At 56.9% G+C, this 6,210-nt stretch carries 7 protein-coding genes; 1 reads left to right on the top strand and 6 read right to left on the bottom strand.

Features of this window, described 5'->3' with window-relative positions:
• The coding region (locus RBH26_RS16260; protein WP_306759429.1) for a PKD domain-containing protein at window positions 1-1,692 on the top strand (1,692 nt) is incomplete at its 5' end.
• Between the two features lie 42 nt (window positions 1,693-1,734).
• Here the strand turns inward: RBH26_RS16260 and RBH26_RS16255 are convergent.
• From RBH26_RS16255 to RBH26_RS16230, 6 genes are all read right to left on the bottom strand, one after another.
• Window positions 1,735-2,745, bottom strand: coding sequence for a tyrosine-type recombinase/integrase (locus RBH26_RS16255; protein ID WP_306759428.1), 1,011 nt, complete (start codon window positions 2,743-2,745; stop codon window positions 1,735-1,737).
• A 371-nt stretch (window positions 2,746-3,116) separates the two neighbouring features.
• Window positions 3,117-3,344 carry a twin-arginine translocase TatA/TatE family subunit gene (locus RBH26_RS16250; RefSeq protein WP_306759427.1) on the bottom strand — a complete coding sequence of 76 codons (228 nt, stop codon included), beginning with the start codon at window positions 3,342-3,344 and terminating at the stop codon, window positions 3,117-3,119.
• Between the two features lie 130 nt (window positions 3,345-3,474).
• Window positions 3,475-3,606 carry a hypothetical protein gene (locus tag RBH26_RS16245; protein WP_306759426.1) on the bottom strand — a complete coding sequence of 44 codons (132 nt, stop codon included), beginning with the start codon at window positions 3,604-3,606 and terminating at the stop codon, window positions 3,475-3,477.
• Window positions 3,607-3,811: 205 nt separating this feature from the next.
• Complete coding sequence (locus RBH26_RS16240; RefSeq protein WP_306759425.1) at window positions 3,812-4,054, bottom strand: hypothetical protein; 243 nt, start codon at window positions 4,052-4,054, stop codon at window positions 3,812-3,814.
• 396 nt (window positions 4,055-4,450) lie between these two features.
• The gene (locus RBH26_RS16235) at window positions 4,451-5,116 is read right to left on the bottom strand and encodes a MaoC family dehydratase (protein WP_306759424.1); all 666 of its coding nucleotides are present in this window, start codon (window positions 5,114-5,116) and stop codon (window positions 4,451-4,453) included.
• A 179-nt stretch (window positions 5,117-5,295) separates the two neighbouring features.
• Complete coding sequence (locus RBH26_RS16230; protein WP_306759423.1) at window positions 5,296-6,129, bottom strand: alpha/beta hydrolase; 834 nt, start codon at window positions 6,127-6,129, stop codon at window positions 5,296-5,298.
• Between the last annotated feature and the right edge of the window lie 81 nt (window positions 6,130-6,210).

Here is a 6,210-nt window from a genome sequence, read left to right as displayed (position 1 = left end):
GAATTAGAAATCACTGATAATGGTGGCGGGACTGATACCATCACGAAGACGGTTACCGTAGATGAGGAGAGGCCGACAGCGGAGTTTGAGATCACACCGTCTGATCCTGGCCCTGATGAAGAGTTTGAGCTGGATGCTTCGATGTCAGAAGCACCGGCCGGCGAAATCACGGAATATGACTGGAGTGTAGATGAGAGTTACAGTACTGGTGATTGGGAAGGAGACAGCTCTCTTTCTGGAGAAACTGTCACTGGAGTTTATCAAGGGGTTGGAGAGTATGAGATTGAGCTGGAAGTCACTGACAACGGTGGCGCGACAGATTCGGTGACGAAGACGGTTGATGTTGGTGGTGACGGCCCTACCGCTGATTTTGATTTTTCATCTCCGAGCCCAGCACCAAATGAGGAAATTGTATTTGACGCGTCTGGCTCGGAGATTCCAGCAGGGGATACTGTAACCTATGACTGGAGTTACGAAACTGCGGACGATGGTGATGGTAGTAGCTCGGGTGAATCCGTTACTCACTCATTTGAAAACTATGGTGAATTCAACGTAACCCTGACCGTCGTTGATGAGTTCGACCGCAGTGATTCAGTAGTCAAAAATGTCAGTATAAGTGGCGAAGGGCCAACAGCCGATTTCGAATATTCTCCTTCTGATCCAGACCTAGATGAACGAGTTATTTTCGATGGTTCAGTGACCACAGAACCCGATCTCACTATAGAAGAGTATCGTTGGTTTATAAATGGAGAACGGCAAGGATCGGGTAGCGAAGCGACTGTAGTATTTGACGAGGCTGGCGTATATAACATTGAATTAGAAGTTGAGAATACGGGTGGGAAGACCGATCGAATTAATAAAAATCTTCCGGTCGGGGATGAAGCAGCTATAATTGGTAATCCGGATTTTGAGTTAGTACGTAGCTCTCCGGAGTCGAAATCGGTCGATGTCAACCCCGGGGAGACAGCATCGTTTATATCTGAGCTAAAGAGTGAGGAGGTTCCGGAGGCGACCAAAGTACTCTATGTTGATGGAACATTTATTAATAGATCTAATGTGGATTCAAAAACGCTTCGAACGGCCCATCAATTCGAAGAGATCGGTGAGCACACCGTCGAAGTCGAAGTGGAGGGCGCAGCAGGCAAATCTGATATCGCCCAATGGGATGTAACGACACATACGTTTAATTCTCTCCCGACAGTCGCTGATCAGTCCTCATCTAAATCAGTAGATCTCAACGGTAATACGGAAACCCTGACTTTTTCAATTCAAAACCCCGAAGTCAATGACCGTGATATCGAGGCTGAAACCATCGCTGAATTACCAGACGGCATATCCATCTCGGCTGCTAGCGGTGTCTCCTCGGGTGATGCGGCGGTACAAACCGCAACTGAAACTGTTGCTCCAGGCCACCAAGAGTCAATGCGACTGGACATAAATATCGAAGACGAGTCTCTTGACGGACAGCGAGTTACCATCCCGTATCAGATTAAATATCAACCTGTCGGAGACGAAAATGTGTCCTATACGTCAAACGAACAGGGGTTAGAGGTTATCGTAGGTAGTGCTCAAGAAGGTGAGAGCGGCGGCGAAGCGACCAACGACGGAGTACCTGGTTTCGGTGTGATTCCCGCAGTAGTTAGCATCTTACTGCTAATGATTGGCATGAGGCGTATGTCACCAAGGAAGTGACATTCATCAAATTCCGATTGACTTCTGAGAGCGCCAGATCAGCTACAAATCACCGAGGTACTCCCTCCGCTGTTCCATTTTCTGTTCTTCCGAGCGAGAATCGTAGTGCATTGACAGCACTTTTTCCGAGACATTCGCACGGCCCTCAATCGCCTTCATCGGCCAATCTTCCGAGAGTGCGTGTGTGATGCCGCCCCGTCGAAGGGCGTGCGGACTCACAGAAGAAGGGCACTCCGAAGCACCATCGTAGTCAGCCGCTGGACACTCATCGATATCGCGCCCATGGGGACATTCCCTTGTCGGTATACATGGTCGAGTGTATCGATAGCAGTCTCCACGAAGAGTCGTTGTGTGAGCGCGCCCTGCCGGCGTTGTCACGAGCGGTTCTCGGCCGTGTTCATCGGTGACTGCGGGTCGCCGATCCTCGATCCAGTCATCCAGTACTTCACACACGTCTTCCGACACTGCTATGAACCGCTGGCCTGTCTCACCGTTCTTCAGAGGCGTCCCAGTTTTCGGTCGATGAACTACTTCGAGCGACTGATTCAATGGGTTGTAATCCTCACAGTCCAGTGCGTGGACCGCTCCGACTCGCATCATTGTATGCCACATTAACTCTAGTACTATGTGCGGTCGTGATGCGTACTCGTAGGTCCGAAGATACTCTAGGATTTGTTCGGCACGTTCGGAGTCCAGCATCACGTCTCGGATGTTGTCATTGCCGGTCAGCGTCGGGGACAGCACCTTCGTGTGCAAATCCTGTTCGACGCCGTCGATCGACTCCAGCCACTTGATGAACACGCGCAATGTGTCCATCTGGGTTTTCTCGGTGGCTGGTGCAAGGTCGCCTTCGACGCGTCGCCAAATGCGGAACTCGTGGAGCTGGCGACCAGATAGTTCGTTCAGGTTATGGATTCCTTCTTCGTTGCACCACCGGATGAAGTGCCCGAGTCGGGAACGGTGTGAATACAGCGTTGCTTGGGTTACACTATTTTCACGGTCGGCTAAGTACAGTTCGAGTGCGTGTTCTGGGTCAATGGGTTCGAGACTCATTGGTCATCTCCACGCGAAACCCCGTCAGAACCACCATTTTGAGACGTCCGATTTCGGCCGCCTCACGCCTCAAAGGTCGATTCGTTCGACACTCGAACTAGAGCCTGCAGCGCCCATCATTCTGCGTGACGCGTAGGAGTTACACGACAGCGTTGCGTTTCTTCGAAGGAGTAACCGTTCGATACACGGTGTATCACGTCGCAACACTCAGATTCGGTACAACAAAACTACGACAGTTCTCACTGGTGGTGTCCTGCAGGACGGAAGCCAGCTACTGCGAACGTGTCGTTCGACAGTACGAGGAACACGTTCCAACGGAGACAGCAGCAACGTGAAAAGTTAGCAGTAAAACGAGAAACAGCGACGACGTATTACGACTGTGAGTCGGCCTCGACGTCGCCCGCGGATTCGCCCCGGATCTCGTCGAGTTCGTTTTCGACTTTTGCTTTGCCTTTCTGGAACTCGCCGGTCGATTCCCCGATCGAGCGTGCGAGCTTCGGAATCTTCTGTGCGCCGAACAGCAAGATGGCGATGCCGACGATGATGAGTAGTTCGGGTCCGCCGGGGATCGGGGCGAACAGCGGTGCGATCGGTATCACGACTACATACCCGCCGACGACACTTGTAGGCTTTTCCACTGCTGTCAGACCGTGTGTATTACACCCAAACCAGTGTAGATACTCGTGTGGCCATTCGATCCCTGTCCTGTCGGCGACCTCACAGCCGGTTTCAGCTCTCCTCGGAGTATTCGAGCTCGACACCGCTGCTCTCGAGGACGGTCCGACAGATCCACCACACCAGCGCGTAGCAAAGCGAAGCGGTCGTCGCAAACGCCAACATCGGTTCCGGTGGTGGAGCCATGACTCGAATCACGGACAGTGATCGCCGGAGATCGAGGTCGGCGACCACAGCTATGGACTATGCTACCACGTCACTGGAAATAAACCCCACACCGAGGCTCGAGCCGTGACTGCAACCTGACGGCGGTGGCGGCGAGCCCCGAGACCGGCCGGTGTCGTTCGTGGACTGAGACGGACTGCTTAGCACAGCAATGGGACGCGACGGATCAGTCCGACGGCGGACGGGCCACCGGCGAGCCGGATTCGTCGGCCGGGCCGCTGTCGCGGTCCTCGAACGGACCGTCGTCACCCGACGGCGTAACCCGTCGGAAGTCGCCGTCACCGCAGGTACAATCCTCGGAAACGCCGATCGGTCTGATGGTGCCGTCAGGCTTCTGCTCGGAGACGAACACCGACTCACAGGAACGACACACTGCTACGATCCTCGACCCCGATTCTGACCTACTCATTACGTACGAAAACGCCCCGGTCGGCCATCACCATTGTTCCAACGTGTTTTGGCGCTCGAGACTGATACGAATCCGAATTCTACGTTCTCGAGTCGAAACGACTCATACGGACTGCTGTAACGATGTCTCGCCGATCGCCAGGACGGGGTCGGCGATCGGCGGTCAGTGACGACAGGAGACCGTATCATACTGCCGGACAACAGTCAATACACACCCGATCGCGTCTCGACGCCTGTCCCGTTCCGCGACGGCGTCTCGAGTGCGATCGGTGTGTGCATCGTTTTGTCCGGTAGTATCACTCACCACCGAACGACGCCGTCGGGAAGGTCGTCCGTCGACTCCCCGATCGTCGACCCGTATCCGGCGATCGGCGGGCGACCGGGAAAGCAGTCCGTCTCAGTCGTCGTCTTCGGTCGGCTGTTCGTCGATGACGACGACCGCTTCGCCGTCGATCACGGTCGTCTCGTCGGGGGTCTCGACTGCCGTGTGGAGCCGGTACTGTGTCTCGCCCAGCACTTCGACGATTTCACAGGTCGCCGTGACGGTCTGGCCGATCTCGACGGGGGCCTGAAACTCGAGGTCCTGTGAGAGGTAGATCGTCAGCCCGGGGAACCGCGCCAGCGCGGCGCTTATCGTCCCCGCGACGAGCGTCCCGTGGGCGATCCGGCCGCCGAACCGCGTCTGCTCGGCGAACTCCTCGCCGAGATGGAGCCGGTTGGTGTCGCCCGAGATCTGTGCGAACGCGGAGACGTCGGTCTCCTGGATGGGTTTGGTAAACCGGACGTAGTCGCCGACGCCGAGGTCCTCGTAGTCGTCGGTCGATCGTTTCATCACCCACGTTTCGTCGCCGAAGGCGACTTCCGTGACCGGCGCCTCGGCGGTGTCTGGCCCGCCCACGGCGAGTCTGCCGCCCTCGGAGTCTGGGGATAGCCCCATCGCCGCGAGGAAGGCGTTGTTCGCCTCGAGGTAGCTGTTGACGACGTGTTTCGATACGCTCGACCATTGTTCGTTCGGCAGTACCGCCGTGTCGGTGGCGTCGGAGTCCGGATGATTACTGCTCATAGATTCTCGAGTGCGTCGGGCCGAAGGCCGAGTAGGATATCGGACTGACCCACGATAACTGTTTGCACGCACCGACCTTTGGCCCATTGCCAAAGCACGTTGGGAGTATGGAAGCGGTGGGTTCGGTTCCGTGATGGTCAGCTACGTACCGCCACGAAAGAATCGACCGTACAGCGGAGCTACGCTGCGATCGTCTGCTCGAGGAACGTCGCAGTGGCCGTGTTGAACGCCTCCGGCCGGTCCAGATTGACGAGATGGCCCGAGTCGGCGACCTCGAGACGCTCGCCGCGGGCGACTTCCGAGGCGAGACGCCGGCCCTGTTGTTTGACCAGCGGGGCCTCCTGATCGCCGTGAACGACGAGCGTCGGCGTCTCGACGTGTGAGAGGTCCGTGGGTTCGTAGCGATAGAGCGCGCCGAAGACTTTCCGGAACTCCTGACGATCGATCTCGCCGACAGCCTCGAGTGCAGTCGACTGGACCTCCGGATCGACGGAGAGCCACCGCTGGCCCGTCGTCGCCCGGATCGACGTCAGCAGCGACCGAAACGTCGTTTCCGGATCCGACAGGGTCAGCGATGTCGTCAGTGCCGGCAGCGGCGAGACGAACGGTTTCATCGCCGGCGGGACGTCGACCGGCGGCATCGATCGGACTGCACCGCCAAGTACCGCGCCTGCCGTCTGATCCGGATGCCGACTCATGTACTCCTGGACGACCATCGATCCAAGCGAAAGGCCACAGAGGATCGGCTCTTCGAGGGCGAGGTGGGCTACGAGCGCCTCGAGATCGTCCGCGAAGAGTTCGATCGAGTACCGGTCGGTCGGTGTCGCACCGGTCTTGCCGTGGCCGCGGACGTCGAGGGTGATCACTTCGTACTCGTCGGCGAAGCGCTCGATCTGGGGGCGCCAGGTCTCGCCGTTCATCCAGCCGCCGTGAATACACACGAGCGGTTGGCCGTCGCCGTGGGTCTCGTACCAGAGGCTACCGTCCTCGTCTTCGAGAGGGAGTGTTGCCATCGCCTCTCGATAGGACGGACACAGTGATATGGTGTCGGGTTGCAACAGACGCCACCCACGGATTCGTCGAGGCGGGAGGAG

Origin of the sequence: Natronolimnohabitans sp. A-GB9, from assembly GCF_030848565.1 — an archaeon.
In the GTDB taxonomy this organism is placed as follows: Archaea; Halobacteriota; Halobacteria; order Halobacteriales; family Natrialbaceae; genus Natronolimnohabitans.
The sequence above is the reverse complement of the archived record's forward strand: the minus strand, read 5'-3'. Positions and strand labels throughout refer to the sequence as shown.

Coding starts and splice junctions, on each gene's coding strand:
- RBH26_RS16255 (WP_306759428.1), bottom strand. CDS start 2,745: ATGAGTCTCGAACCCATTGACCCAGAACACGCACTCGAACTGTACTTA.
- RBH26_RS16245 (WP_306759426.1), bottom strand. CDS start 3,606: ATGGCTCCACCACCGGAACCGATGTTGGCGTTTGCGACGACCGCTTCG.
- RBH26_RS16240 (WP_306759425.1), bottom strand. CDS start 4,054: ATGAGTAGGTCAGAATCGGGGTCGAGGATCGTAGCAGTGTGTCGTTCC.
- RBH26_RS16235 (WP_306759424.1), bottom strand. CDS start 5,116: ATGAGCAGTAATCATCCGGACTCCGACGCCACCGACACGGCGGTACTG.
- RBH26_RS16230 (WP_306759423.1), bottom strand. CDS start 6,129: ATGGCAACACTCCCTCTCGAAGACGAGGACGGTAGCCTCTGGTACGAG.